Raw genomic sequence first — 23,738 nt, 5'->3', positions numbered from 1 at the left:
GGAGCATGACCATGCGCTCATTACTGCTGTTTTTCCTCGGTGTACCGATCCCGATCATCATCCTGATCGCCCTGTTCGTGCACTGATTGCTCCATTGAGGCCCATGCCTCGGCCGTTTCCACCTTCGGGTGGAAGCGGCTTTTTGCTTTCTGACGGGCAACAAGGGGAAAATCCGCGTCGGCAACGGGGCGGCCGTTGCGCGCACGTTTAAGGATGAATACGTTGAACAAGCAAGCAATCAAACGAAAAGTCGTCGAAATGCTCGATAGCGGGCATTCCAGGGCCGAAACCTTCAAGGCGTTTTCGGGTGGCAAGGTCAAGGATCGAGTGCTGGCGGGCTGGATCGGGGCGCATCCGGATCCCGCCCTGAGAAAACGACACGCCGTTAAAGTCAACATTCTGGTCGCACTGATGGGTATCTGGGGACTTCTCGGGGCGATAGCCGGGCTGCTTCAAATCAATGACGGTGGCATCGCTATGGCATTGACCATGGTCTTGATTATTGGCGTGATTCCGCTCTTGTTTGCGTGGGGCTTTTACAAGGGCATCGCGGTGATTTACACAATCTATGTCACCTTCACGATCAGCCAGATTCCTCGTGAATTCTACGGCTTCAGTGAAGAACCCGTGTCGACTCTGCTCGGCGTGGCGTTCATTCTGGCCATGGTGTTCTACGCCGCCTGGGTCAAATCGCTGCTGTTTCCGGACCTCGCTTTGGTCGGTACAAGGAAGATCAAAGGGCAGTACGTCTTCTCCAATTGATCGTTGGACAATCCAGCCGCTTTCACTGGCCTGGATCAATATTTCGCCGGGCGAGATCGCCTAACGTAAATGATCCAGGCCTTTGCTGAGGTATGAACTACAGTGCTTCACGCGCACCTTGTTGCGCTGACGGAGTACCCGTGTCGACGCCCCAATCACAGCAACAATAAACGCGTCGACCCGGTGTAGTGCAGCAAGGAGCTGACACCACCTCAACCGAACTTTCACGGATGAACATCGCAATGCACTGCCAAGAAAGAACTTTCGATATCCAGCCGTTGGCGCAGGCGGATATGACCGTCCATATCAACGGCCAAGCGGTCACCGCCGCCATTGGTGAAACCGTCCTCAGCGTTATCCAGTCCCTCGGCGTTCGCCAGATTGCCCGTAATGATCACGACCAGATCACCGGCGCCTACTGCGGCATGGGCGTGTGCCAGTGCTGCCTGGTGAAAATCAATGGCCGGCACAAACGCCGTGCCTGTCAGACCGTCGTGCGTGACGGCATGCAGATTGAAACCCAAGTCAACCGCATCACCGCGCAGGAGGTCGTATGAGCCTGCAACCGGTAATTGTCGGCGGTGGCCCGGCGGGGATGGCAGCAGCCATCGAACTGGCGCGCCACGGCGTGCGCTGCACCCTGCTCGAAGAAGCATCGCGCCTTGGTGGCGTGGTGTATCGCGGGCCGTTGCGTGACGGTGTGCAACTGGATTATCTCGGCCCGCGTTATTCCGAAGCCCTGGGCAAACTGCACGGTGATTTTCAGGAGCAGGCCGGGCTGATCGATGTGCGCCTCAACCATCGCGTGGTTGGCGCCGAAGGCACTCGCGCGCTGGTGGTGCTCGATGGCGACGAGCAACTGCACGAAATCGAGTACCCGCAATTGCTGTTGTCCGCCGGATGCCACGAACGCAGCGTGCCGTTTCCGGGCTGGACCGTGCCGGGAGTGATCATGCTCGGCGGCCTGCAACTGCAAATCAAAAGTGGCGTGGTCAAGCCGCAGGGGCCGGTGATCATCGCCGGCACCGGGCCGTTGTTGCCGTTGGTGGCGACGCAGTTGCATGCCTCGGGCGTCAGCGTCGCGGGCGTGTATGAGGCTTGCGCGTTCGGCAAGATCGCCCGTGAGAGCCTGGCGCTGCTGAACAAGCCACAACTGTTCCTCGATGGCTTGAGCATGCTCGCCTACCTGAAACTGCACGGTATCCCGATGAATTACGGCTGGGGCGTGGTCGAAGCCCACGGCGAGGACGAACTGAAAAGCGTCAGCGTCGCGCCGTACTCGGCCACGTGGGAACCGGACATGAGCCGCGTCGAGCGCTTCGAGGCCAAGACCCTCGCGGTCGGTTACGGCTTTATTCCGCGCACCCAACTGAGTCAGCAGATGGGCCTGGATCACGGCTTCAGCGACGACGGTTATCTGCGCGCCAACGCCAATCTCTGGCAGCAAAGCAACGAAGCCCACGTGCATCTGGCCGGCGACATGGGCGGGATTCGCGGTGGTGAAGCGGCAATGCTCGCCGGCAAGATCGCGGCGACCTCGATTCTGCTGCAGCGCGGAGTGCTCGAAGAGGAATTGGCGCGTGTGCGTCGCGACCGCTACTTGAGCAAACTCAAAGCCATCGTGCGATTTCGCGCCGCTGTGGATCGCTACACCGAACGCGGCGTTGGCCAGACTGCATTGCCTGCTGCCGATACGGTGATTTGCCGTTGCGAACACGCCACCCGCGCCGACATCGACCTGGCGCTGGAGCAGGGCGTGCAAGACATCGCCAGCCTGAAAATGCGTACCCGCGTGAGCATGGGCGATTGTCAGGGCCGGATGTGCGTCGGCTACTGCAGCGACCGCCTGCGCCAGGCCACCGGACGCAAGGACGTTGGTTGGCTGCGCCCGCGTTTCCCGATCGATCCGATTCCCTTTTCCGCGTTCCAGTCCATCGGCACGGAGGCCGCTGCCCATGAGTAAGTTCTACGACGTGGTCATCGCCGGTGGTGGCGTGATCGGGGCGTCCTGCGCCTATCAACTGTCCAAGCGCAAAAACCTCAAGGTCGCACTGATCGACGCCAAGCGCCCGGGCAACGCGACCCGGGCCTCGGCCGGCGGTTTGTGGGCGATCGGTGAGTCGGTCGGCCTCGGTTGCGGGGTGATTTTCTTCCGCATGATGTCGGCCAACCGCAAACGCGAAACCCAGGGCGCGGCGGTCGCCGTGGACGCGAGCACGCCGCACATTCTGCCGGAGTCGTTTTTCGATTTTGCCTTGCAGTCCAACGCGTTGTACCCGGCGCTGCACCGTGAGCTGAAAGACAATCACGGGATGGATTTCAAGTTCGAAAAGACCGGGCTGAAATTCGTCATCTACGACGACGAAGACCGGCTCTACGCCGAGCACATCGTCGGCTGCATTCCGCACCTGGCCGACCAGGTGCGCTGGCTTGATCAGGCGGCGCTGCGCGAGGCTGAACCGAGCGTCAGCCATGAAGCACGCGGGGCACTGGAATTTCTCTGCGATCACCAGGTCAGCCCGTTCCGCCTCGCCGATGCCTACATGGAAGGCGCGCGGCAGAACGGCGTCGACATTTTCGTCAACACCAACGTCACCGGCGTGTTGCACCACGGTAGCCGCGTCACCGGTGTGCAGACGGCTGAGGAGGGCGTATTCCACTGCAAGACGCTGATCAACGCCGGCGGTGCCTGGGCGGCGGATCTGAGCGAATGGGCGACGGGGATTCGCATCCCGGTGAAACCGGTGAAAGGCCAGATTCTGCTCACCGAGCGCATGCCGAAAATCCTCAACGGCTGCCTGACCACCAGCGACTGCTACGTGGCGCAAAAGGACAACGGCGAGATCCTGATCGGCAGCACCACTGAAGACAAAGGCTTCGACGTCACCACCACCTACCCGGAAATCGCCGGGCTGGTGCAGGGCGCGGTGCGCTGTTTACCGGAGCTGAAAGACGTCAACCTCAAGCGTACGTGGGCGGGGTTGCGCCCGGGTTCGCCGGATGAGTTGCCGATTCTCGGGCCGATGCGCGAGGTGGAGGGTTATCTGAATGCCTGCGGGCATTTCCGCACCGGGATTCTGACGTCGGCGATTACCGGCGTGCTGCTGGACAAACTGGTCAACGATGAACCGCTGCCGCTGGATATCACACCGTTTCTGGCGGATCGGTTTGAAGTCGCGCCGGTCAAACAGGAGCTGGAACTGGAACTGGTCTGACCTTGGCAAGATGATCATTCCCACGCTCCGCGTGGGAATGCCTCAAGGGACGCTCCGCGTTCCAGCTTGCGAATTGGAACGCAGAGCGTCCCGGGCTGTATTCCCACGCGGAGCGTGGGAACAATCGGGTGTGGCTCAGGTTTTGCGGGATTCTTCTTCGAGCTGATCCGATTCGAACAACCGCGCCAGTTCCGCCCGGGCTTCCTGGGCGGTTTGCAGGACTTTGGCCGCGTCGTCGTAGATCGCGTGCTGTGCCTCCAGCACCTGTTCGTCGTGGTGCTTGAAGCGCTTGATCCGTGCATCGGCCTGGGCCTGGGTCAAACCGAGGCCGACCAAGGTGCGTCGACTCATTTCCAGACTCGAGTAATAGGTTTCACGAATCGCTTCCGCGCCGACATCGACCAAGCGGTGCACATGCTGACGGTTACGTGCCCGAGCGATGATCTTCATGTGCGGATACAGCTTGCGCACCACCTCGGCGGTCTTGATGTTGGTGTCCGGGTCGTCCGTGGCAATCACGAAATACTCCGCCTCGCCAACCTTGGCCGCATTGAGGATTTCCGGGCGCATCGGGTCGCCGTAGAACACCGGCACACCGCCAAAGCTGCGCGACAGTTCAATGGTTTCCACCGAGGTGTCCAGCGCGACGAACTTGATGTTCTGCGCACGCAGAATCCGCGCCACAATCTGACCCATCCGGCCCATGCCGGCGATCACCACACGGGGGGTGTCAGTGTCGATCTCACGATATTTCTCCGGCACTTCCACCGGCTGCACTTTCGGGCTGACCAGCCGCGCGCAGATCAGCAGCAACAATGGCGTCACCGCCATCGACAGCGTGATGGTCAGCACTAGCAAGTCATACAAGCGCGGTTCGAACAGACCCTGATCACGACCGATCTTGAACACCACAAAGGCGAATTCACCACCCGCCGCCAAGACGATACCGAGGCGAATCGCACTGACCTTGTTCAAGCCACCGGCCAGACGCCCGACGACAAACAGCAACGGCAATTTCAGACCGATCAACAGCAGCGTCAGCCCCAACACGGTGATCGGCGCACTCAGCAGCAGGCTGAGATTGGCGCCCATGCCGACACTGATAAAAAACAACCCGAGCAGCAGCCCCTTGAACGGCTCGATCTGCGCTTCCAGCTCATGGCGATATTCCGAATCCGCCAACAGCAAACCGGCAAGAAACGCACCCAGCGCCATCGACACACCGACCAGATCCATCAACCACGCCGTGCCGATCACCACCAGCAACGCCGTGGCCGTCGACACTTCCGGCAGACCGGTTTTCGCCACCACGCGGAACACCGGACGCAGCAGATAACGCCCACCGACCACGACCACCGCGATACCGCCGAGCACTTGCAGTGCGTGATTCAGACTCTCGGCGTTGCTGGTGTCGTGCGCACCACCGGCCAGCATCGGCACCAGCGCAATCAACGGGATCGCGGCGATGTCCTGGAACAGCAGAATCGCAAATGCCAGCCGCCCGTGGGGGCTGGTCAGTTCCTTGCGTTCGGCCAGACTTTGCAGACCGAATGCCGTGGATGAGAGCGCCAGACCGAGGCCAAGCACAATCGCACTGTTCAGCGGTTGGCCAAACACCGACAACGCCAGCACGCCGATCACCGAAGCGGTCAGCAGCACTTGCGCCAGGCCGACGCCGAACACTGATTTGCGCATCACCCACAAGCGTCGCGGCGACAACTCAAGGCCAATTATGAACAACAGCAACACCACACCGAGTTCGGAAATATGCGCGACGCTTTGCGGATTGCCGATCAGGCCGAGCACCGACGGGCCGATGATCACCCCGGCAAACAGATAACCGAGCACGGCACCCAATTGCAGACGTTTGGCCAAAGGCACGGTGAGCACGGCCGCGAACAGAAAGACGACGGCGGCTTGCAACAGATTGCCTTCATGGGGCATGGGGGGTTACTCCTGACAACGGTACGGCGGGGGTGACAAGGATAAGGGCTACAGCGACTTTTCATCCACCGAAGATCCCCTGTAGGAGCTGTCGAGTGCAACGAGGCTGCGATCTTTTGATCTCGCTTTTGCCTTCGAAGAATCAAGATCAAAAGATCGCAGCCTGCGGCAGCTCCTACAGGAGATCTTCATGTGGCCTGTAATAATATGCATCAATTGGTTACATTTATAACCCAAGCGAATCAATCCCCCGAGTCCCTCCATGGCCATCAACTTCGACCTCAACGACCTGCAAGCCTTCCGCGCCGTGGTCGAGCAGGGCAGTTTTCGCAAGGCCGCTGACACCGTGCGCCTGTCGCAACCCGCATTGAGCCGGCGCATAGAAAAGCTCGAAGACGCCCTCGGCGTTAAACTCTTCGAGCGCACCACACGCAAGGTCAGCCTGACCCAGGCCGGGCGCGGTTTCATGCCCAGTGTCGAGCGTTTGCTCGATGATCTCGATGTCGCGTTGCTGGGCATCAGCGAAGTCGCTTCGACCCGTTTAGGCCACGTCACCGTCGCCTGCGTGCCCTCGGCGGCGTACTACTTCATGCCCCGCGTGATCGCGCGCTATCACCAGCAATTTCCACGGATCAAAGTCAAAGTGCTCGACTCCAGTGCGCACGATGTCTTGAGTGCGGTGGTCAATGGCGAGGCGGATTTCGGCTTGAGTTTTCTCGGTACGCAGGATGCCAAAGTCGAGTTCGAACCGCTTGTGCAGGAGTGCTACGTCGTCGCCTGTCGCCGCGATCACCCGTTGGCCGGGCGCAGCAGCGTGAGCTGGGACGAGTTCTATCAGCAGGATTACATCTCGCTCGACAAGACCTCCGGCAACCGCTTTCTGCTCGATCAGGCGTTGAGCACGGTGGTGCCGCAGCGCTCGAGCATCTGCGAAACCCGCCATGTCACGACGATGATCGGTCTGGTGGAAGCGGGGTTGGGCGTGGCGGCGGTGCCGCTGATGGCGATGCCCGGGCCGGATCATCCGATCCTGACGCGAGTGCCGCTGACCGATCCGCAAGTGATGCGCAGTGTCGGCATCATCAAGCGCCGGGGTCGCACGTTGACCCCGGCGGCACTGGAACTGGAGCGGCTGGTGGTGGAAATGAAGGTCCAGCCGCCGATTGTCATTGCTTGACCGAGTCCAGTCCGGTGGCCTGCACATCAGCTTGTGCGGCCGGCGCGGCGAGGTAGGCGAGCAGGGCTTTGGCTTCTTCAGGATGCTGCGCGCCGACCGGAATCCCGGCGGCAAAGCGCGTCACCGACTGCACCGATTCCGGGATCTTCGCGACGAAACTCACGCCCGGCACTGGCAGTAATTCGCTGACCTGCTGGAAGCCCAATTGATAGTCGCCGGTGGCAACCACCGAGCCGACCGGGATTTTCGGGATCATTTTTGCCTTCGGTTTCAGTTGCTCTTCGATGCCCAGTTTCTTGAACAACTGCTGCTCGATGTACACGCCGCTGGCGCTGTCGGAGTAGGCCACGGACTGCGCGTCAAGCAAGGTTTTCTTCAGGCTGTCGACACTGCTGATGTCCGGTTTTGGCGCACCTTCGCGCACCACCAGGCCGATCCGCGAGTCCGCCAGCTCAACGCGCGAGGCCGGGTCGACCTTGCCTTGTTTGATCAAGTCGTCGAGGGCATAGCCGACCATGATCACCACGTCGGCGTGTTCACCGCGGGCGAGGCGATTGGGGATCGCCTCGGGTGCTTTGCCCATCGACGGACCGAGGCTGGTGGTCAATGTGTTGCCGCTGGTGGCAGCGAATTTCGGCCCGAGAATCTTGTAGGCGGCAGTGAAGCCCCCGGAGGTCATCACGCTCAATTCTTCGGCCTGGGCCGCGAGGTTGAACGCGAGACCGGCGAGCAGGGCGGTGACAGTAAACAGTTTTTTCATGGCGAGTTTTCCTCAGGCCGCGACAGGTTGCAGACGACCACCGGCACGGCGGTACAGATAAAGAGTGGCGCACAAGGCACACAGCGCACCGATGCTCATCCAGTAACCCGGCGCGGCTTTGTCGCCGGTGTACTGAATCAGGAAGGTCGACATCGCCGGGGTGAAACCGCCGAAAATCGCCGTGGCCAGGCTGTAGGCGAGGGAGAAACCGGCAACCCGCACTTCAACCGGCATGATCTCGGTGAGCGCTGGAATCATTGCGCCGTTGTACAAGCCGTAGATAAACGACAGCCACAACAGCGACAACAACATGTGGCTGAAGCTCGGCGCCTGCACCAGATACGACAGCGCCGGATAGGTGGTGGCCAGGGCCAGCAGCGACATGGCGATCAACACCGGACGACGGCCGATACGGTCGGACAACATGCCACCAATCGGCAACCAGAAGAAGTTCGACACGCCGACCAGCAGCGTCACCAACAGTGCATCGGAGGTGCTCAGGTGCAGCACGGTTTTGCCGAAGGTCGGCGCGTACACGGTGATCAGGTAAAACGCGGTGGTGGTCAGCGCGACCATCAACATGCCGCCGAGTACCACGCCCCAGTTCTGGCCGAGAGTGCGGAACACTTCGCCCATGCTCGGGCGGTGTTTGCGTGCGGCGAACTCTTCGGTTTCCGCCAGGTTACGGCGCAGAAAAAAGATGAACGGCACGATCATGCAACCGACGAAAAACGGAATCCGCCAGCCCCAATCGGCCACCACATCCGGCGCCATCCACGCGTTCAGCGCATAGCCCAAAGCAGCGGCGACAATGATCGCCACTTGCTGACTGGCCGACTGCCACGCGGTGAAGAAACCTTTGCGACCCGGCGTGGCGATCTCGGCGAGATACACCGACACACCGCCCAGTTCCGCCCCGGCCGAGAAGCCTTGCAGCAAGCGCCCGATCAACACCAGTGCGGGGGCAAACAGGCCGATGCTTTCGTAACCGGGCACCAGCACAATCAATATCGTGCCGCTGGCCATGATCGACAGCGTGACGATCAAACCTTTGCGTCGGCCGACATCATCGATGTACGCACCGAGCACGATGGCGCCCAGTGGACGCATCAAGAAGCCTGCGCCGAATACCGCAAAGGTCATCATCAGGGAAGCGAACTCACTGCTCGCCGGAAAGAACACTGCCGCGATCTGCGTGGCGTAGAAGCCGAACAGGAAGAAGTCGAACTGTTCGAGGAAGTTGCCCGAGGTCACCCGGAAAATGGCACCGGCCCGCGAGCCGTTGTGTGGGATTGAGGCTGTCATAGAAAAGTACTCCACCGCTTTTATGACGTGCGCGACGGGAGGGCGGCGCACGGTTTTTATTGAGGTGGATGGTGGCGCAGGTGTAACTGGATGTTAATTGCATTGTTGGCATGGATTGATGTGCAAAGTGGATCAATCATTTCAGGTTATTGATAAACCTGGGGAGCCAGCCTGCTGGCGATAGCGGTTTGTCAGTCAATGAAGATGTTGAATGTGCCGACGCCATCGCTGGCAAGCCAGCTCCCACAGTTTTTGCGGTGTACCTACTGTTTCTGCAACACCAAGAAACCTTGTGGGAGCTGGCTTGCCAGCGATGGCGGCCTCACAGACAACTACAATCCCCCAGCCTGCTCACGGAAAAAACAAGGAATGTTTCCCGAACCCGGCAGTCCGAGTTCAGGTAGCACACATCACAGGAGGTTCACCGATGAACAGCAAAACCCTAATCGCCAGCCTGGCCCTCGTCGCCGGCATTGCCGGGATCAGCCCACTTGTTCAAGCGGCGCAAACCTCAAATGAACAGGCCGTGCAATCCCCGGTCAGCGATCGCGAACTGAAGGTCAACGACCGCGCCCCGGATATTTATCAGCGCAGTGAAAAAGCCATCGACTGGAAAACCAAGGGCCTGAAAAAGCCTGTTGATCAGGCGCAATGGGTACAGATCAATGACCAGTACGTCATGGTGATGATCACCAACGGGACGATTGTCGAGATGAAACCGGTCCCGCGTTAAATCTCCGGCAATAATCAGCCATGGACGGTTGATTGCAATCGAGCGCCGTTCGGGTAAAACCCGTGGGGCGTTTCGAGTGAAGGGAAGTCAGGAGCAACAGGTTGGAAAAGAAACCGCTGTATCGCAAAGAAAACACGACCGCCCATAACGTCTGGCGCAACAACCCAGGCGGGCACTACCGCGATCAACGAAACACCAAAGCGCAGAGCCGCAGCGAGGCCATGCGTGGCTCGATGCACGGCATCAAACACCACGGCTATGACTACACGCCGTTGTTTCGTTTTCTGTTATCCCGCGTCGGTGGTCATTGGGATGAGATTTTCAGCGAAGCGGTATCTCGCCTTGATCGGCCAGAGCCGGTGTTCTGGATGGTTGCCATCCACGAAGAGGATCGCGAGGACATTGTGCGACTGGGCGAGTCGGCCTACTTCAACGGCCTGTTCGTCGATGGGCAAAAGCAGTTGCAAATCGTCAACCCGCAGTTGACTGCCGAGGATATGAAACCTCATTGCCGTTGCTGCACGCATACCTTCAATGGTGTTCCGTTTGGCCTGCCCGCAGACTGATCGAGCTAATCGACCCGAACCTGATTCATCACCTGCCCACCCCCCAGCCGATACTGATTATTGCCACTGCGCTTGGCCTCATACATCGCCAGATCTGCGACGTGCAGCAAGCGATCCATGGCTGTCGCATGGTCCGGAAACACCGCCACGCCAAGGCTGGTGCCGATGTGGCGCTGGTCGTTGCCGATGCTGATCGGTGGCGACAGTTCGATGAAGATTTTCTGGCAGATGCTGCGGGCTTCGTCCTGCAAACTCAGGCTCGGCGACAGGCCTTGCAGGATCACCACAAACTCATCGCCGCCAATGCGCGCGACGGTGTCGGTGGCACGCAGGATGCGTTTCAGCCGCGTGGCCATGGTGATCAGCACCCGGTCGCCGGCGGCATGGCCGTAGCGGTCGTTGATGGTTTTGAAACCGTTGAGGTCGACGAACACCAGTGCGACACGAGTCTCGGTCTGGCGAGCTTGATCCAGCGCTTCGGACAAACGTTGTTCCAGCACCAGGCGATTGGGCAGGCCGGTCAGCGGATCGAAGTGAGCGAGGTGTTGCAGGTAGCTGGCCGAGGCTTTTTCTTCGGTGATGTCGCGCACCACACCCATCATTTTCACCACCGCGTCGTGGTCGTTGCGCACCACGTTGCCGGTTTCCCGTAACCAACGAATGGTGCCGTCGGGCCACACCACGCGGTATTCCTCATCGTGATTTTCGCCGGTCTCCAGGCAGCGTAGTTCGCCTTCGCGCACCTTGGTGCGGTCGTCTGGATGGACACAAGAACAGAACAACGCGTAGGACGGCATGATCTCGCCGATCTTGAAGCCGAACATGCCGTAAATCGCATCCGACCAGTACAGCCGATCCGTGTCGACTTCCCAGTCCCAAGTGCCGATGCGCGCAAAGTACTGGCTGCGTTTGAAGCGCTCGACGTCGCCGTCTTGCTGAATGTGTTGGCCATCGGCGGCCCGTCTCAGCAGATCCCGATACTGCGCGAGCTGCCTGCGCAAATCGCGTTCGCGCCACAGCAGCAATGCGATGACGGTCAGCATGATCACGCCCACGGCGAGGCTGATCCAGAACAGAGTCATTCGGGTGCTGCCAGCATGGCGAATCGATCCGTAGAGTAGTGGCGGTTGGCTATGTTAATGCTTCAATACTCGGTTCGGATACATGTTGATCTGCGCTGGCAGGTTGCCAATCCCCGGCATTTCTGGGAAAACGGCGGCCGGCTGAACAATAGAGTGAATGTTATGAATGATGAACTGCAGGTAATCGACCTTCAGGTCGGCGAAGGCAAAGCCGCCGTCAAAGGCGCGCTGATCACCACCCAATACACCGGATGGCTGGAAGACGGCAGCGAGTTCGATTCTTCCTACAGCCGTGGCAAACCTTTTCAGTGCGTGATTGGCACGGGGCGGGTGATCAAGGGTTGGGATCAAGGTTTGATGGGGATGCAAGTGGGTGGCAAGCGTAAATTGCTGGTGCCGGCGCATCTGGGCTATGGCGAGCGGACGATGGGCAAGATCCCGCCGGGTTCGAATCTGGTGTTTGAGATTGAGTTGTTGGAAGTGTTGACGCGGGAGGATTGAGGTAGGGGACGTCGATTTGGATGAAGTCCGTTACTTCATCCAAATGCCGTCAGGGTGGATCAGGTGAATACGTCTATATCGTCAAGCGTGTCTTCGATGATTCCTTGCAGTGAAGGGTGCATTTGCTTGGCTGATTCGAGTGCCGCAAAAACTGTTTCAGTATCCAGCTCGCCATGTCCGCGAGCGATGTGCCCGAGTGCAGTAGCCGCAGCGGCCACAATTGCTTCGGTTTTGCTGGTGAGGTATTTCAGGCAGATGTCCTGAGCCCAATTTCTGTCGGTTTCATTTAGGCCAATGGATACGAGTGCGGCGATTACGTTTGCATCTATGCCGCTGGAAAGTAGGCGGACGGCCTCATCGTGGTTTATCGATGGGTTTTGGTAGATGAGGCTCATTGCCGAAGTTAACCCCTGATGCCGATAAAAAGATCGAGTTCCGCTGGCAGTTGTTCGTTAACCGCCATGCCGATTTTTTGAGCTTGATCCAGTGTCAGCAGCCACTCGCCGTCGGGACTTTCGTCAAGGCTTTTCCAACCCATTGCAGCCAGAACTGCCGGTTCAAATTTCGGCCCAACTGTAAGTTGGTATTTTAAGGTGTCGTCTTCGTCGTCACCCTTTAAGAAACCGCTAATCCATAAAAACATCTGTAGCCTCCTGTTTACTTCGGGGTTGATCTTTCGGGGTCTGCGGGATCGATTTGTTCCCCGGTCTCGTGGTTAAACTCGCCAAGATGCTTGCCTTGCTTGTTATAAAGCTCGATAGCACCGGTTTTACTGTCCCATTCAAAGATCCGGCCTTTTCTATCCTTCCATCGGCTGCGTCTACCGCCTCCACCTTGAACACTGCTTTTGGATTTGACAGGAAAAGCATCCGGGAATGCGGGAAGTGTTGCGGGAGGTCTGTGGTACTTGATATCGCCGCCGAGAGCGCGCCTTGAAATCACAACATACAGGGGCGACACCCCGGAGTCAGCCGGAAAAACCAGGATGAAATCGTGGTATTCAGGCGGGTAAACCGGATTAACGATGATCTTGTCTGCTTGCTCAGTCGGCGGGTAAATCCAGATCTGGGGTATTTGCGGTGCGCCTTCCAGCGGTGGAATTACCGTTGTCTTGGTGGGGTCTACGGCGGGTGTCCAGATCAATTTTGCGCCATTACCGAAATCTGCGACTTGCTGGGTGCCTTGCTTCACGAACCGTACGACAGGAATCATCTCCCAATCGCTGCGCGTCTGGGTGTTGTACCCATATCCTTTCAAGGTGCCGTCGGCTTGTTGTTCTAAACGCAATCGGACACGAGTGCGACCTTTCTCAAGCGATTTAAGTTGTTCTTCTGTGTATAGCGAGCTGTCGCCCAAACTCGAAGGCCAAAGCAGAGCAACCATGCCGAGCAATGCACCAGCGACAACACCTCCCGTCACTGCACTTGCACCACTCACCGCACTTGCGCCTGGGCTTGCAGTGGTAGTCGTAGCTAATAGAAGCGTTCCTGCCTCAGCAGGAAAATTACGGCCTCCTACTTTTTTTAGCGGAATGTTCCCAGCAGTGTCTCGCTCGCGGCCGCCCAACAAAGACAACTCTCCAAAATCAGCCAACTTCTCGACCGGAATAAATCCGGTACTACTGACATGGTTGATTACACCATCCGGAAGCTGGCAGCTTTTAGCGAACACGCAACCTTTTGCATCGGGCATAGGCTGTTGTGGTTGTTTGATTAGGCTATTTTCGTAGGCTTGCTGTCTGGCAAGCATATCGTCATAGGCGGTTTGTCTAGCTTCCCGCTCTGCCAACTCGCTGTCGGTCATATAGCGGCTAGTGATGTGGTGTCCGTCACCGGCCGGTGGGTTTTGAACCCGAGGTCTGTCTGTCTTTCGCGCCATGAGCGTCCTTGTTCTTTCGTCAGAAAACGATGCGGACGCTAAATGAATGGACGTTTGATGGATGTAGGACGGGTCTGAAATTTCGACAGTTGTTACAAGTGTAAAAAATCAGGATTGGTACATCGGCAGGTACGCCAACTCGCTCGGGCCTTCCTATGGTCTGGTTTTCAGATATTTGTTAGCAGAAAGAAAGCCATCGCGAGCAGGCTCACTCCTACTGTTGATCGCGGATGCTCATGGGATTTGAGTGCACCACCGATCTAGTGTGGGAGCGAGCCTGCTCGCGAAGAACGATCACGCGGTCAATCAGGCTGCGTGGGCCATTTCGGCCAGTGTGTCGGCCACGGTTTTTTGCAGTGAGGGGAACCGGCGGGTTACGCGGCGCAGAGCGGGTAGAACGGCGTCGATTTCCAGTTCATCGAGTTGGGGAAGGACGGTGACGGCGGAGGCGACGATGGTTTCGCGTTCGCTTTCGAACAGCACCAGGCAGGCGTTCTGTGCCCAGCGTCCGTCCCGTTCGTTGAAACCCATCGCCACCAGTGCCGCGACGACTTGTGCATCGGTTTTGTTGGACATGATTATTGCCTCAGTGCGGGGTCGATTTTGTCGAGGGCGCGGTTGACCGCGAGTTCGCCGAGCATGACCACTTGTTGAATGCCGAGCACGGTGTTGCGGTAGGGCGAGTCGAGCAGGGCGGCGAAGTCGCTGAGCATGATGCTGGCCGAAGCCATGGATTCGCAGGCGTGGGCCATGAGGTCTTCGGCGCCGGTGTTGGGGTCGACGAGGAACATGGTGCTGGGTCTGCGCGGTGGTGAAGGCGGTGTGGGTTTCAGGTAGTGGTCGAGGGCGCGTTCGGCGGCTTCGTGGAGTTTTCTGGAGCCCGGTGCGGAGTAGGGGGATGTTGGGTTTGGATCGACTTCCGCTTCTGTTTCAGGTGGATTCGGCGTGACTTTGAACATTGTGTAGGTTTCCAAATTGATGCCGACACCACCTCGCGACTAAACGAAAAGGTGGCAGCTGTACACAGGTTAGTCGACCGGTAAACCCACCAAAACCGGCGCACCCGAAGGCGCCCTGCGCACAGCTACCATTGAGTGAGGTATCGAAATACCTACTGTCTGGAACGTTGTGCAGTTTAAGTGGATTACCGAGCGACTAAACCCGATCACTGAACATTCAGTGACGCGAACCAAGTTACCGGCAGCCCCCAAGCCGCACAAGCCGGCGGATTCTGGCGTAGTTGTAGGCAAAGGCGCAAGGCGCTGTAGCCTCATGGCTGATGTCTAAATAATGCTGCGTTTGACTGGGCGCCTACGCGAGCAGGCTCGCTCCCACCTTTGAAATGCGTACCCCCTGTGGGAGCGAGCTTGCCCGCGAAGGCGCCTTCAAAATCACCTCAGGATTCAACCCTCACGCCGCGCCCAAACCGCTCCCTATAAACAGAAGGCGGCACCCCCACCACCCCACGAAACGCCACACGAAAACTCTCCACCGACCGATAACCGCAACGCTCGGCAATCTGCTCGGTGTTATGCGGCGTACTCTCCAGCAACTCCCGCGCCCGCGCTAACCGTTCATGCTGCAACCACGCCTTCGGCGACTGCCCACTGGCCTCGGTAAAACGCCGCAGAAACGTGCGCTCACTCATCGCCGCTTCACTGGCCAGATCACGCACTTCCAGCGGTTCATGCAAGCGCTCGCGCGCCCATTGCATCACCCGCGACAGATCGTTGCGCGGTGTCGGGCTGACCGGGGTCGGAATGAACTGCGCCTGACCGCCGGTGCGTTGCGGTGACATCACCAGACGCCGCGCCACCGAGTTGGCGACTTGCGTGCCGAAGTCCCGCGCCACCAGATGCAGGCAGGCATCGATTCCGGCAGCGCTGCCGGCCGAGGTGATCAACTGGCCGGAATCGACGTAAAGCACATCGGCATCGACGGCAATCGCCGGGAAGCGCTGCGCCAGTTCCGCCGTGTAACGCCAATGCGTCGTCGCGCCATGCCCGTCAAGCAGGCCGGTGGCCGCCAGCACAAATACACCGGAGCAAATCGACAGCAACCGCGCACCCCGGGCATGGGCCTGACGCAATGCATCGAGCAGTTCATTCGGCACCGCCGCGTTACGGTCGCGCCAGCCGGGAATGATGATGGTGCGCGCCTCGGCCAACAATTCCAGGCCGCCATCGGCCAGCACCTGAATCCCGCCCAAGGCACGCATCGGGCCTTGATCGACCGCCGCGATGGCGTGGGTGTACCACGGGAAATCGAACTCCGGCCGGGTCAGGCCAAAGACCTCCACGGCGATGCCGAACTCGAATGTGCAGAGGCCGTCGTAGGCCAGAATCGCGACCAGACCTGGTGATGTCGGCATTTGGCGGAAAATTCCCGGTGAGTGTCTTGTGCGCCACTGTAGCCGCAAGCGGCCGCTCGATAAAGTCTGTTCACACCCGTTCAGATAAAGGAGCAACACCCATGACCAGCCTGGTTCGCGACATCCCTGCGGCGCCGTCGGCGATCGCCCTGATGCACTTCAGCAATCGTCTGACCTTCGAAACTGATTGTTCCGACGTCTTCAGTAGCCAGGAGGCTGGCGAGATTGATTTTGTTCTGGTCGATGTCCGTGGACCACTGGCCTATGAGCGCGGGCATGTGCCGGGCGCGATCAATATCCCGAACCGTTTGCTGACGGCGGCGGAGTTGGCGAGTTACCCGAAAACCACGCTGTTCGTGGTCTATTGCGCCGGCCCGCACTGCAACGGCGCGAACAAGGCGGCGGTAAAACTGGCGGCGCTGGGTTACCCGGTCAAGGAGATGATCGGTGGCGTGACCGGATGGCTGGATGAAGGTTTTCAACTGAGCGTTGAACAAGCCGCCAAAACCGCCATCGGCTGCGAATGCTGATCCCCTTGTAGGAGCAGCCGCAGGTTGCGATCTTTTGATCTTGATGTTTAAAAAGCCAGATCAAAAGATCGCAGCCTGCGGCAGCTCCTACAGGAAAGTCAGCGTTTTTCTGCGCTGGAAAAGCACTTGTCCTACAGCCCTTGCACCACGACGGCGCACCCGTTGACCCCGGTCAATCGGTGCGCCGATCTTTCATAAGTATTTGTCGCTTAAACACAATTTACCCTGTGCGCGCCGCCATAGACTGCCGGCCACTTCGGTTTTTGTAGCCAATTGGCCATGACCGAACGCTGAATCGAAAGCTGCCAATAAAAGCCTCCGCACACAGGAGTTATAAATGAAGAAGCTAGTGATGTTCGGTGCCCTGGCACTGTCGATGTTGTCCCTGACCGCCGTGGCCGAAGACGCCAAGCCGATCCGCATCGGTATCGAAGCCGGTTACCCGCCATTCTCGATGAAAACCCCTGACGGCAAACTGACCGGTTTCGACGTTGATATCGGCGATGCGCTGTGCGCGCAGATGAAAGTCAAATGCACTTGGGTCGAGCAGGAATTCGATGGCCTGATCCCGGCGCTGAAAGTGAAGAAGATCGACGCGATCCTGTCGTCGATGACCATCACCGACGACCGCAAAAAGAACGTCGATTTCACCATCAAGTACTACCACACCCCGGCGCGCTTCGTGATGAAGGAAGGCTCCGGTGTCAAAGACCCGCTGACCGAGCTCAAAGGCAAGAAAGTCGGCGTGCTGCGTGCCAGTACTCACGACCGTTACGCCACCGAAGTACTGGTGCCGGCCGGTATCGACCTGGTGCGTTACGGCTCGCAACAGGAAGCCAACCTCGACATGGTTTCCGGGCGTATCGACGCGATGCTGGCCGACTCGGTCAACCTCAGCGACGGTTTCCTGAAAACCGACGCCGGCAAAGGCTTCGAATTTGTTGGCCCAACCTATGAAGACGCCAAGTACTTCGGCGGCGGCGCCGGCATTGCGGTGCGCAAGGGCGATACCGCGCTGGCCGAGCAATTCAACAAAGCCATCAGCGAAATCCGCGCCAATGGCGAGTACAAGAAAGTCCAGGACAAGTACTTCGACTTTGACGTGTATGGCCATTAATACGCCGTAGAAAAAAGTGGCCCCGTTTGCGCGGTGGCCACTTTTTTTGCGCCCATGATTTATCCTGTTTCACACATTTCCCATGTAGGAGTTGCCGAAGGCTGCGATCTTTTGACTTTGCTTGTGAAAAACAAGATCAAAAGATCGCAGCCTTCGGCAGCTCCTACAGAAACATCGGAGTCTTCCCATGCAACGCATCGACCATGTTCTGCCTTGGAGCCACTTGGGCAGCGAGCGCTCGCTCAGCGTGTTCCGCTATGGCGCGGGCGCCCGCAAGGTGTACATCCAGGCCAGCCTGCACGCCGATGAACTGCCGGGCATGCGCACCGCGTGGGAACTCAAGCAACGCCTCAATGAGTTAGAGCAGCAAGGCCGTTTGCAGGGCGTGATCGAATTGGTGCCGGTGGCCAACCCGATCGGCCTCAATCAACACGTGCAAGGTGCGCACATGGGCCGTTTCGAACTCGGCAGCGGCAAAAACTTCAACCGCGCCTTCGTCGAACTCAGCGCGCCGGTCGGGGCGTTGATCGGTGAACGATTGGGCACTGATGCCGAGGCCAACGTTGCACTGATCCGCCAAGCCATGGGTCAAGTGTTCGAAGACCTGCCGGCCCCGGCGTCGCAACTGGAAGCGTTGCATCGTTTGTTGCTGCGCCATGCCTGCGATGCCGACATCACCCTCGATCTGCATTGTGATTTCGACGCGGCGATTCATTTGTACGCGCTGCCGCAGCACTGGCCACAGTGGCAATCATTGGCGGCACGTTTGCAGGCCGGCGTGGCGCTGTTGTGTGAAGACTCCGGCGGCAGTTCGTTCGATGAATCCTGCTCGACACCGTGGCTGCGTCTGGCGCGGGCGTTCCCCAACGCCGCGATTCCGGCGGCGAATCTGGCGACCACGCTGGAACTGGGCAGCATGGGCGACACTCGAGTCGATCAGGCGCAGGCCAATTGTGAGGCGATTCTCGGTTTCCTTGCTGAGCAGGGTTTTATCAGCGGCGAATGGCCGGCGGCGCCAAGCGAGTGCTGTGAAGGTCTGCCGTTCGAGGGCACCGAATACCTGTTCGCGCCGCACCATGGCGTGGTGAGTTTTCTGCGCAATGCTGGCGAATGGGTGGAGAAGGGCGATGCGCTGTTTGAGGTGGTCGATCCGTTGCAGGATCGCGTGACCACCGTGCGCGCGGGCACCAGTGGCGTGCTGTTTGCGCTGGATCGCGGGCGCTACACCGAGCCGGGGATCTGGCAGGCGAAAGTGGCGGGGCGGGTGGCGTTTCGGACGGGCAAGTTGACCAACGACTGATGGATCTACGCTGGGTTCACTGGCCTCATCGCTGGCAAGCCAGCTCCCACAGTGATTGAAGGTGTTCACAAACATTGTGTTCACACAAATCCTGTGGGAGCTGGCTTGCCAGCGATGGCGGCATCGACATCACCACCGAATTTGGATCCTCGCCGCAGGATGTTAGGCTCCCCCCCGAACCCGACACTCCGTGAAGGAAGGCTCTATGTTGAAGGTCTTTGCTCTCTTGACCCTGCTGGCGTCCACTGCTGTGCAGGCGCAAACCACGCTGCAATCCGATCTGCCGCTCAAGTACCTCGAACTGGTTCACGCCGATGCCGAACCGCGGCCGCTGGTGATTTTTCTGCACGGCTACGGCAGTAACGAAGCCGATCTGATCGGCATGAAATTTCAGCTGCCGGCGCAATACAACTACTTGTCGGTGCAGGCGCCGCTGTCGCTCGGTGAAGGACGTTTCCAGTGGTTTCGCAAGAAAGGCGAAGGCGCCTACAACGGCGAGACCGATGATCTGAAGGTCAGTGGCCAGAAGCTGCGCGACTTTATCGCGCAAGCAGCGAAGAAATATCACACCACACCGGACAAGGTGTACCTGATCGGTTTCAGCCAGGGCGCGATGATGACCTACGAGGTCGGGCTGCGGCCGCCAGTGGCGGTCGGTGGGATCGCGGCGTTGAGCGGGCGTTTATTGCCAGTGTTGAAGGCTGAACTTAAAAGCGAACAGCAGCCGTTGCCGCTGAACATCTTTATCGGCCACGGCACCGCCGATGATCCGGTGCCGTATAAGAACGGCACCGAGGCCAACGCTCAGTTACAGAAACTCGGTTATAAACCGCAGTTCCATGCCTATCCCGGCGTCGGCCACAGCATCAGTGCGGCCGAGCTGCGCGACTTGAACGGCTGGTTGCAGCAGCTCAATCCTTGAGGATGGTTTTCACCAGGGCATCGTGACCCTTCTTGTCGCTGGCGCGGGAGATCACCTGCACCAGCGCCATCTTTGTGCCGGAGCCGGCCATCAGCGTGGTGTTGAGGGTCTGGCCGCCGCCCTGGGTGGCGGTGCTGTCGACCTGACGCAAGCCAAGGCCGGTGCCTTTCTGGGTCAGGCTCTTTTCGCTGAGCTTGTTGAAGTCCGGCAGCGCTTTGCGCTGGTCTTCGATGAAGCTCGACACGCTGCCGTCGAGGAACTGCCCGTCGTTGTCCTTGACGTGCTGGCCTTCGGGAATCTTGTTCTCAGCGGTAATGACCACGGTTTTTGTGGCCTCGTTGGTGTACATCGTGCCCGTGGTCCCGCTCGGGCTGGTCGGCAGCGGGTCGGCGACGAAACCTTTAGGTAGCACGAAAGTAAACTTGCCCTCGAGCATCGAGACTTTCTCGGTGCCGGCATTTTTCTTGGCCGCTTGCGCGTGGAGGGCGCCGAAACCGGCGAGGGCCGCCACCAGCAGAACGACGGCTTTTTTGCTCAACAATGACATGTGAATCTCCGGTGGATGGTCGCGCGAGGCGGGCGATCATCCCACGGAGGGGGCCGGGCGTTCCAGCGCGAATCATCCGAGTGGTTATTGCGCCTGCGCTTTCGCCAGCGGACGGGCCAACAGGCGTTTGGTCACGCCGAGCATGGCCACCGACACTGCGACACCGACGGCGAATCCACTCAGCCCCATGCTTGGCAAGGTCAGCGCCGAGACCAGACAAAACGCCGAAAACGAATACATGCCGGTCGCCGTCGCCCGTAACAATGCAGCGGTAAATGCCGGGCCGCGCGTTTGTTGCGAGAACACCGCCATGACACTGCCGAGCACCGGAAACACCGCGAGCAAACCGCTCCAGCGCTCGCCGACGGTACTGGCGAGCATCGTCACCACCAGGGTCAACGCGGCGCCGGCGATCATCCGCCAGATCAGTTTGTCCGACTTCGGCGCCGTGCCGCTGAGCACCGGTTGCACTGTGGGAAACAGATACGGCGATGCCAGCAACGCAATCGCCGCCGCCGCCACGGAAAACGGCAGCGACGCCGGAATCAGTGACAACACCCCAGCGATCACGGCCCACACCGACAGCGACGCGGCCAACGCCAACGGCCAGTTCGCCCGCTGCGCGACTTGCGCGTAGGTAATGCAGAACGCAATCATCGCGAACATCGCCGATAACGCCGCTACCGCCGACTGCGCGGCAAAGCCCGGACCCTGCTCGATGGCGAGGAAAAACAGAATCGGCCCGACCACCACCGGCAACCCCGACAGCCACCCGGCCACGCTCGGCCCCCAGCGTTTGCCCGCCAGGGAAATGAGCAGCAGAAAACCGGGAATCAGCAGCAGTTTGAGGATCAGCACGCAGGAGTCTCCATCCGTTGAAGGTTCGCCACGTTAGCATTGTCGATCGGCGATTGCTGCCTATGTGCGCAGTTTTTGTATACAAAGTGTCGGGAGCAATACCCGACTATGCTCTGATTATCAGGGCTTGCCGGAGTCGATAACGCGATGAACAGAACACCGAAGGTGTTGCGCGGATGTTGCGGCATCGGTTTGTGGGCGTTGTTGCTGACGCCGACCTGGGCCAATTGGCAGGACGCGGTGCCCGGCGCGCAGATCATCGGTACCGGCGATTTCAGTGTGTTCGGTTTCGATGTCTACAACGCGCGCCTGTGGAGTGCCGCGCGGCCCCTGGTCGACGGCCAGCCGTTTGCGTTGGAGTTGATTTACCGCCGTAACATTTCCCGCGACGATCTGGTCAAGGCCAGCGTCGATGAAATCAAACGTCTGGCCGGTGCCCGCGTCAGCCCGGCGCAATTGGCCGGGTGGCAGGTACAGATGCAGCAATCGTTCGTCGATGTGCAGGCTGGCACGCGGATTACCGGCGTGTATTTGCCGGGGCAGGGCGCGCGGTTTTTTGTCGGCCAGCAATTGCAGCACGAGATTGATGATCCGCTGTTTGCCCGGGCGTTTTTCGATATCTGGCTCGATCCGCGCACACGCAATCCTGAGCTGCGCGAGCAGTTGTTGGGGGTGAGTCGATAGATTCTTTTGCGCTTCAAGGCTGTGGCGGAAACCTCTAAGCTGCGTCTTTCGACTTGTTTCTGGATGTGTGCGTGAAATTCAGCTTGCCCAAAATCGCCACCGCGCCGTTTTGCCCGCCGGAAGTGGCCGGCAGTGTTGCGGTTGATCCCAATGCCTCATTCTTCAAACGCGTGCTGCGTTTCGCCGGCCCCGGGTTGCTGGTGTCGATCGGTTACATGGATCCGGGCAACTGGGCCACCGCCATCGAGGCCGGTTCACGCTTCGGTTACAGCCTGTTGTTTGTGGTATTGCTGGCGAGTCTGGCGGGCATGGTCGTGCAGTGCCTGTGCTCGCGACTGGGCATCGCCACCGGGCGCGATCTGGCGCAGCTGTCCCGCGAGCGCTACAGCACACCGACCGCGCGCCTGCAGTGGGTGTTGGCGGAAATCTCGATCATCGCCACCGATCTGGCCGAAGTGCTCGGCTGCGCATTGGCGTTCCACTTGCTGCTTGGTTGTTCGTTGACCTTCGGCATTGCCCTGACGGCGTTCGACACCTTGCTGGTGCTGGCCCTGCAAAATCGCGGTTTCCGCAGACTGGAAGCGATCATGCTGGTGCTGGTTGCAACCATCGGCGTGTGTTTTTTCGTTGAACTGTTGCTGATCAAACCGTACTGGCCCGACGTCGCCCAGGGTTTCAAACCGTCGCTGGCGGCGATTGGCGAGGCGGCGCCGTTGTACCTGGCGATCGGTATTCTCGGCGCGACGGTGATGCCGCATAACCTTTATCTGCATACCTCGATCGTGCAGACGCGGATGATCGGCAAGGATCTGGCGAGCAAGCAGGACGCGGTGAAACTGGCGCGCATCGACACTATCGGTTCGCTGGCCTTGGCGTTGCTGGTCAATGCGGCGATCCTGATTCTCGCGGCAGCGGCGTTTCACCAGTCCGGGCACACCGACGTGGTGGACATTCAGGACGCCTACCACTTGCTCGATCCGCTGGTCGGCGGTGCGCTGGCCAGTGTGTTGTTCGGCGTGGCCTTGCTCGCATCGGGGCAGAGTTCGACCTTCACCGGTACCATCGCTGGCCAGGTGATCATGGAGGGTTACCTGAATCTGCGGATTCCGTGCTGGCAGCGACGCTTGATCACTCGCGGGCTGGCGTTGATTCCAGCGTTTATCGGCGTGTGGCTGATGGGCGATAACGCGATTGGCAAGTTGCTGGTGCTGAGTCAGGTGGTGTTGAGTCTGCAGTTGCCGTTTGCCCTGTATCCATTGATTCGCATGACCAATGATAAAAAGCTGATGGGGCCGTTTGTGAATCGCTGGCCGACACGGGTGTTGGCGTGGGGGTTGTTTGTGGTCATCAGTGGCGCTAACAGCTGGCTGATTTTGCAGTGGGCGGTTTGAGCCAGCATTTGCAGTGACTGGGCTGGCCTCTTCGCGAGCAGGCTCGCTCCCACAATTGCTATCGGGTGACCACAATAGTGTGCACATCCGATAAC

Annotated in this window: 27 protein-coding genes; 14 read left to right on the top strand and 13 right to left on the bottom strand. The window is 59.2% G+C overall.

Annotated elements, in window-relative coordinates:
• Positions 1–20 precede the first annotated feature (20 nt).
• The gene (locus tag CKW38_RS29835) at positions 21–230 is read right to left on the bottom strand and encodes a hypothetical protein (protein ID WP_141232676.1); all 210 of its coding nucleotides are present in this window, start codon (positions 228–230) and stop codon (positions 21–23) included.
• Between CKW38_RS29835 and CKW38_RS19820 the strand changes: the two genes are divergently transcribed.
• The 4 genes from CKW38_RS19820 (at position 223) to hcnC (ending at position 3,977) form a co-directional block, all read left to right on the top strand.
• Positions 223–762, top strand: coding sequence for a hypothetical protein (locus tag CKW38_RS19820; protein WP_007915001.1), 540 nt, complete (start codon positions 223–225; stop codon positions 760–762). The two genes, CKW38_RS29835 and CKW38_RS19820, sit on opposite strands and share 8 nt — an antisense overlap.
• A gap of 242 nt (positions 763–1,004) precedes the next feature.
• Positions 1,005–1,319: a cyanide-forming glycine dehydrogenase subunit HcnA gene (gene hcnA / locus CKW38_RS19815; RefSeq protein WP_042704901.1), complete on the top strand. Its 315-nt coding sequence runs from the start codon at positions 1,005–1,007 to the stop codon at positions 1,317–1,319.
• Positions 1,316–2,725 (top strand): cyanide-forming glycine dehydrogenase subunit HcnB, encoded by a 1,410-nt coding sequence (gene hcnB, locus CKW38_RS19810; protein ID WP_095113641.1) that lies wholly within the window; start codon positions 1,316–1,318, stop codon positions 2,723–2,725. Before hcnA ends, hcnB begins: the two co-directional genes overlap by 4 nt.
• Positions 2,718–3,977 (top strand): cyanide-forming glycine dehydrogenase subunit HcnC, encoded by a 1,260-nt coding sequence (gene hcnC, locus CKW38_RS19805; protein WP_095113640.1) that lies wholly within the window; start codon positions 2,718–2,720, stop codon positions 3,975–3,977. Before hcnB ends, hcnC begins: the two co-directional genes overlap by 8 nt.
• 135 nt (positions 3,978–4,112) lie before the next feature.
• Here the strand turns inward: hcnC and CKW38_RS19800 are convergent, their stop codons facing one another.
• Positions 4,113–5,921 carry a monovalent cation:proton antiporter-2 (CPA2) family protein gene (locus CKW38_RS19800; RefSeq protein WP_095113639.1) on the bottom strand — a complete coding sequence of 603 codons (1,809 nt, stop codon included), beginning with the start codon at positions 5,919–5,921 and terminating at the stop codon, positions 4,113–4,115.
• Positions 5,922–6,183: 262 nt separating this feature from the next.
• Here CKW38_RS19800 and CKW38_RS19795 point away from each other — a divergent pair, with 262 nt between their 5' ends.
• Positions 6,184–7,098: a LysR family transcriptional regulator gene (locus CKW38_RS19795; protein ID WP_095113638.1), complete on the top strand. Its 915-nt coding sequence runs from the start codon at positions 6,184–6,186 to the stop codon at positions 7,096–7,098.
• Here the strand turns inward: CKW38_RS19795 and CKW38_RS19790 are convergent.
• Together CKW38_RS19790 and CKW38_RS19785 are read right to left on the bottom strand one after the other, a co-directional pair.
• On the bottom strand, positions 7,088–7,858 hold the full coding sequence (locus CKW38_RS19790) for a substrate-binding domain-containing protein (RefSeq protein ID WP_095113637.1): 771 nt from the start codon (positions 7,856–7,858) through the stop codon (positions 7,088–7,090). The genes CKW38_RS19795 and CKW38_RS19790 overlap by 11 nt on opposite strands.
• Positions 7,859–7,870: 12 nt before the next feature.
• A complete protein-coding gene (locus CKW38_RS19785; protein WP_007915042.1) occupies positions 7,871–9,163 on the bottom strand; it encodes an MFS transporter in 1,293 nt (430 codons plus the stop codon).
• Between the two features lie 427 nt (positions 9,164–9,590).
• Between CKW38_RS19785 and CKW38_RS19780 the strand changes: the two genes are divergently transcribed.
• Together CKW38_RS19780 and CKW38_RS19775 are read left to right on the top strand one after the other, a co-directional pair.
• A complete protein-coding gene (locus tag CKW38_RS19780) occupies positions 9,591–9,896 on the top strand; it encodes an RcnB family protein (RefSeq protein ID WP_034156152.1) in 306 nt (101 codons plus the stop codon).
• 101 nt (positions 9,897–9,997) lie between these two features.
• Positions 9,998–10,462, top strand: coding sequence for a hypothetical protein (locus CKW38_RS19775; RefSeq protein WP_095113636.1), 465 nt, complete (start codon positions 9,998–10,000; stop codon positions 10,460–10,462).
• A 5-nt stretch (positions 10,463–10,467) separates the two neighbouring features.
• On the opposite strand, the gene CKW38_RS19770 is transcribed toward CKW38_RS19775, so the two are convergent.
• The gene (locus tag CKW38_RS19770) at positions 10,468–11,544 is read right to left on the bottom strand and encodes a sensor domain-containing diguanylate cyclase (RefSeq protein ID WP_095113635.1); all 1,077 of its coding nucleotides are present in this window, start codon (positions 11,542–11,544) and stop codon (positions 10,468–10,470) included.
• A gap of 162 nt (positions 11,545–11,706) precedes the next feature.
• Between CKW38_RS19770 and CKW38_RS19765 the strand changes: the two genes are divergently transcribed.
• Positions 11,707–12,045, top strand: a complete 339-nt coding sequence (locus CKW38_RS19765) for an FKBP-type peptidyl-prolyl cis-trans isomerase (protein WP_095113634.1) — start codon at positions 11,707–11,709, stop codon at positions 12,043–12,045.
• Positions 12,046–12,104: 59 nt separating this feature from the next.
• Here the strand turns inward: CKW38_RS19765 and CKW38_RS19760 are convergent, their stop codons facing one another.
• The 6 genes from CKW38_RS19760 to ftrA form a co-directional block, all read right to left on the bottom strand.
• Positions 12,105–12,440: a hypothetical protein gene (locus tag CKW38_RS19760; RefSeq protein ID WP_095113633.1), complete on the bottom strand. Its 336-nt coding sequence runs from the start codon at positions 12,438–12,440 to the stop codon at positions 12,105–12,107.
• 8 nt (positions 12,441–12,448) lie between these two features.
• Complete coding sequence (locus CKW38_RS19755; RefSeq protein WP_095113632.1) at positions 12,449–12,688, bottom strand: pyocin S6 family toxin immunity protein; 240 nt, start codon at positions 12,686–12,688, stop codon at positions 12,449–12,451.
• A gap of 14 nt (positions 12,689–12,702) precedes the next feature.
• Positions 12,703–13,923, bottom strand: coding sequence for a colicin E3/pyocin S6 family cytotoxin (locus tag CKW38_RS19750; RefSeq protein WP_095113631.1), 1,221 nt, complete (start codon positions 13,921–13,923; stop codon positions 12,703–12,705).
• Positions 13,924–14,229: 306 nt separating this feature from the next.
• The gene (locus CKW38_RS19745) at positions 14,230–14,499 is read right to left on the bottom strand and encodes a hypothetical protein (RefSeq protein ID WP_007915053.1); all 270 of its coding nucleotides are present in this window, start codon (positions 14,497–14,499) and stop codon (positions 14,230–14,232) included.
• A 2-nt stretch (positions 14,500–14,501) separates the two neighbouring features.
• On the bottom strand, positions 14,502–14,882 hold the full coding sequence (locus CKW38_RS19740; RefSeq protein ID WP_095113630.1) for a DUF6124 family protein: 381 nt from the start codon (positions 14,880–14,882) through the stop codon (positions 14,502–14,504).
• Between the two features lie 437 nt (positions 14,883–15,319).
• Positions 15,320–16,294, bottom strand: a complete 975-nt coding sequence (gene ftrA / locus CKW38_RS19735) for a transcriptional regulator FtrA (RefSeq protein ID WP_095113629.1) — start codon at positions 16,292–16,294, stop codon at positions 15,320–15,322.
• Positions 16,295–16,395: 101 nt separating this feature from the next.
• On the opposite strand from ftrA, the gene CKW38_RS19730 reads away from it, so the two are divergent.
• From CKW38_RS19730 to CKW38_RS19715, 4 genes are all read left to right on the top strand, one after another.
• A complete protein-coding gene (locus CKW38_RS19730) occupies positions 16,396–16,824 on the top strand; it encodes a rhodanese-like domain-containing protein (protein ID WP_095113628.1) in 429 nt (142 codons plus the stop codon).
• Positions 16,825–17,161: 337 nt separating this feature from the next.
• Positions 17,162–17,941 carry an ABC transporter substrate-binding protein gene (locus CKW38_RS19725; protein WP_095113627.1) on the top strand — a complete coding sequence of 260 codons (780 nt, stop codon included), beginning with the start codon at positions 17,162–17,164 and terminating at the stop codon, positions 17,939–17,941.
• 187 nt (positions 17,942–18,128) lie between these two features.
• Positions 18,129–19,241, top strand: a complete 1,113-nt coding sequence (locus tag CKW38_RS19720; protein ID WP_095113626.1) for a succinylglutamate desuccinylase/aspartoacylase family protein — start codon at positions 18,129–18,131, stop codon at positions 19,239–19,241.
• A gap of 205 nt (positions 19,242–19,446) precedes the next feature.
• The gene (locus CKW38_RS19715; protein ID WP_095113625.1) at positions 19,447–20,163 is read left to right on the top strand and encodes an alpha/beta hydrolase; all 717 of its coding nucleotides are present in this window, start codon (positions 19,447–19,449) and stop codon (positions 20,161–20,163) included.
• On the opposite strand, the gene CKW38_RS19710 is transcribed toward CKW38_RS19715, so the two are convergent.
• Together CKW38_RS19710 and CKW38_RS19705 are read right to left on the bottom strand one after the other, a co-directional pair.
• Complete coding sequence (locus CKW38_RS19710; RefSeq protein ID WP_034156140.1) at positions 20,153–20,710, bottom strand: hypothetical protein; 558 nt, start codon at positions 20,708–20,710, stop codon at positions 20,153–20,155. The two genes, CKW38_RS19715 and CKW38_RS19710, sit on opposite strands and share 11 nt — an antisense overlap.
• Before the next feature lie 84 nt (positions 20,711–20,794).
• The gene (locus CKW38_RS19705; protein WP_095113624.1) at positions 20,795–21,568 is read right to left on the bottom strand and encodes a hypothetical protein; all 774 of its coding nucleotides are present in this window, start codon (positions 21,566–21,568) and stop codon (positions 20,795–20,797) included.
• A 147-nt stretch (positions 21,569–21,715) separates the two neighbouring features.
• On the opposite strand from CKW38_RS19705, the gene CKW38_RS19700 reads away from it, so the two are divergent.
• Together CKW38_RS19700 and CKW38_RS19695 are read left to right on the top strand one after the other, a co-directional pair.
• Complete coding sequence (locus CKW38_RS19700; protein WP_007915066.1) at positions 21,716–22,252, top strand: chalcone isomerase family protein; 537 nt, start codon at positions 21,716–21,718, stop codon at positions 22,250–22,252.
• Positions 22,253–22,323: 71 nt separating this feature from the next.
• Positions 22,324–23,643 carry an Nramp family divalent metal transporter gene (locus CKW38_RS19695; protein WP_095113623.1) on the top strand — a complete coding sequence of 440 codons (1,320 nt, stop codon included), beginning with the start codon at positions 22,324–22,326 and terminating at the stop codon, positions 23,641–23,643.
• Positions 23,644–23,738 lie beyond the last annotated feature (95 nt).

It is taken from the genome of Pseudomonas sp. Irchel 3H7 (assembly GCF_900187605.1).
Lineage (GTDB): Bacteria > Pseudomonadota > Gammaproteobacteria > Pseudomonadales > Pseudomonadaceae > Aquipseudomonas.
Note: the sequence above shows the minus strand (reverse complement) of the source record. Positions and strands in the feature narration are given on the sequence as shown.